The organism is Streptomyces colwelliae (genome assembly GCF_048158785.1).
Lineage (GTDB): Bacteria > Actinomycetota > Actinomycetes > Streptomycetales > Streptomycetaceae > Streptomyces.
In genome coordinates this window covers 1-1,891 of record NZ_JBLTJC010000742.1, presented here as the reverse complement: position 1 = coordinate 1,891, position 1,891 = coordinate 1, and the positions used below count along the sequence as shown (strand labels likewise).

3 protein-coding genes are annotated in these 1,891 nt (G+C 69.7%); 2 read left to right on the top strand and 1 reads right to left on the bottom strand.

What is annotated here, in order from left to right; translation table 11 throughout:
• Window positions 1-239: 239 nt before the first annotated feature.
• Window positions 240-836 (bottom strand): TetR/AcrR family transcriptional regulator, encoded by a 597-nt coding sequence (locus tag ACNFOC_RS53905; protein ID WP_416966246.1) that lies wholly within the window; start codon window positions 834-836, stop codon window positions 240-242.
• A 134-nt stretch (window positions 837-970) separates the two neighbouring features.
• Between ACNFOC_RS53905 and ACNFOC_RS53900 the strand changes: the two genes are divergently transcribed.
• Both ACNFOC_RS53900 and ACNFOC_RS53895 read left to right on the top strand, forming a co-directional pair.
• Entirely contained in the window at window positions 971-1,381 is a 411-nt protein-coding gene (locus ACNFOC_RS53900; RefSeq protein ID WP_416966245.1) for a hypothetical protein, read from the top strand.
• Window positions 1,345-1,891: MFS transporter (locus ACNFOC_RS53895; protein WP_416966244.1), on the top strand; the 547-nt coding region annotated here is incomplete at its 3' end. The genes ACNFOC_RS53900 and ACNFOC_RS53895, both read left to right, overlap by 37 nt.

The window sequence follows — 1,891 nt, the reverse complement described above, 5'->3', positions numbered from 1 at the left end:
GTGTGCCTCGCCAAGTCCTACTCGGCGGACCATGGCCAGCCGGGTCGTCGGTCAGGAGAGGCGGCGACGGTCCACCTTGCCGCTGGTCGTCTTCGGGTGGGCCGGGGAGGCGTCCTGTCGCTTGTTCTCGCTTGCTGAGAGCTGGCTCTCATGAAGGTAGGGGGTTCGCTCTCTTTATGCAAGCCAACTCTCATGATGAGGGTTGCTTGTCCCTTGCGGGGGGGGGCTGCCTGCCGCAGTTACTCGGGAGTGGTGGGCCGCGGGTGTTCGACGGGTGTGCGGGCCGGTAGGCCGCGCAGGAGGGTGTCGAGGTACAGGTCGAAGCGGGGGCGGGCCGTGCCCAGGTCGAGGTTCGTGTCCGACGTGCCCAACCACTGGACTACGCCGAGCCCGAAGACGTACCAGCTCTGTTCCGCCTCCGCCGGTTCCGCGCCGGCGGTGACGAAGGCTGCGATGACGCGTTCGCGCAGGCGGCCGAAGGAGTCGGGGTTGTGGCGGTGCGGGCGGGCGACGTGGGCGGCGTAGCCCGGTACCGCCAGGAACTCGTCGTGCATCGCCCAGGCGAGTCGGGCCAGCCAGGTGCGCCAGGTCCTGGGGGTGGGGGTGTCCGGCGGCAGGATGCGTTCCACCATGACCGCGCTGATCAGGTCGAAGAGGCCGTCGCGGTCGGGGACCCAGCGGTAGAGCGCCGAGTGGGAGACGCCCAGGCGGGTCGCCAACTCCCGCATCGTGAGCGTGGTCAGGTCGCATTCCAGCGCGGTGGACACGATCAGTTCGTGGCTCAGGCGGGACGGGCGTCCCGGTCCCGGTCTCTTCGCTTCTCCCCTGCCGGCCATCGTCAGCAGCTTAGTGCCTGAGTTGCCTGGTGGTTGATTAGTGACCGGCGGTCACTAATAATGTTAGGGTCCCCTTACTTTCGACCTTCCCGTCTGTCGCGTCGACTTCCTCGACTTCCCCAGGAGGACCGCCCATGGGACCGAACGCCGAGAACCCCTCCGCCGAGAGTCCGATCGTGGTGTTGGACGTCTCCGCCGCAGCTCCTGACGAGGCGCCCGGTCTCGTCGTAGAGGCGCTGCGGGCCGCCGTGGCACGAGGTACGGCGTTCAGCGCGGTACTGCTGATGCCGCCGGCGGCCGGAACGTCCGGGCGGACCGAGCCGGGCGTTGCCAACGAACGCGTCCGGTCCCTCACGCGGCTTCGGCCCGAACTCCGCGTCCACTGCCGGGGGTTGGCCTTCGTCGTTCCGCTCGACGTGCAGGAGGAGCGGGCCAAGGCGATAGCCGCCGGTGACCGGTTGTGGGGGTGTCCGACCTTCGCCACCGACGACCTCGACCAGGCCCGCGCGTGGGCAACGGCCCGGCTCGGCTCGGCGGACGCCTGATGTGGATCGCCCTCGCGGCGTTGTCCGCGATGCTGATCAAGGCGTTCCGTGCGCGTCGCCGGGTCCCGGCCGACAGTCCCGGCGGCGAGACGGTCGGTACGGCGACGAGCCCACGAGGGGGAGAGGGTTCACGGGCGGAAGACATCGGCTACGCCGGTCACGGCCGGTACGTCGTCCCTGTACTCCTCCTCTGCGCCCTCGGCGTCGCACTCGCCCAGGCCGTCGTCGTACCCGCACTGCCGTTGTTCCAGCGGCAGTTGGAGCTGACGCCGGCCGCCGCCGCATGGCTGCTCACCGCGTTCATGCTGGCGTCGGCCGTGGCCACGCCCATCGCCGGACGGCTCGGTGATCTCATCGGGTACCGCCGGGTGATGGTGGTGTGTCTGCTGTGTCTCGCGGCGGGCACCCTCGCGCTACGACCCGACGCCGGGCACGGCTCCGCCCGTAGCCGTGCCCGTACATCCCCTACCTCCCGTACCTGTCTCTTTTTCACAACTGACGCTGCCGCCG

Bases quoted from the DNA above. Each gene is read 5' to 3' on its own strand.
- ACNFOC_RS53905 (WP_416966246.1), bottom strand. From the start codon at position 836: ATGGCCGGCAGGGGAGAAGCGAAGAGACCGGGACCGGGACGCCCGTCC.
- ACNFOC_RS53900 (WP_416966245.1), top strand. From the start codon at position 971: ATGGGACCGAACGCCGAGAACCCCTCCGCCGAGAGTCCGATCGTGGTG.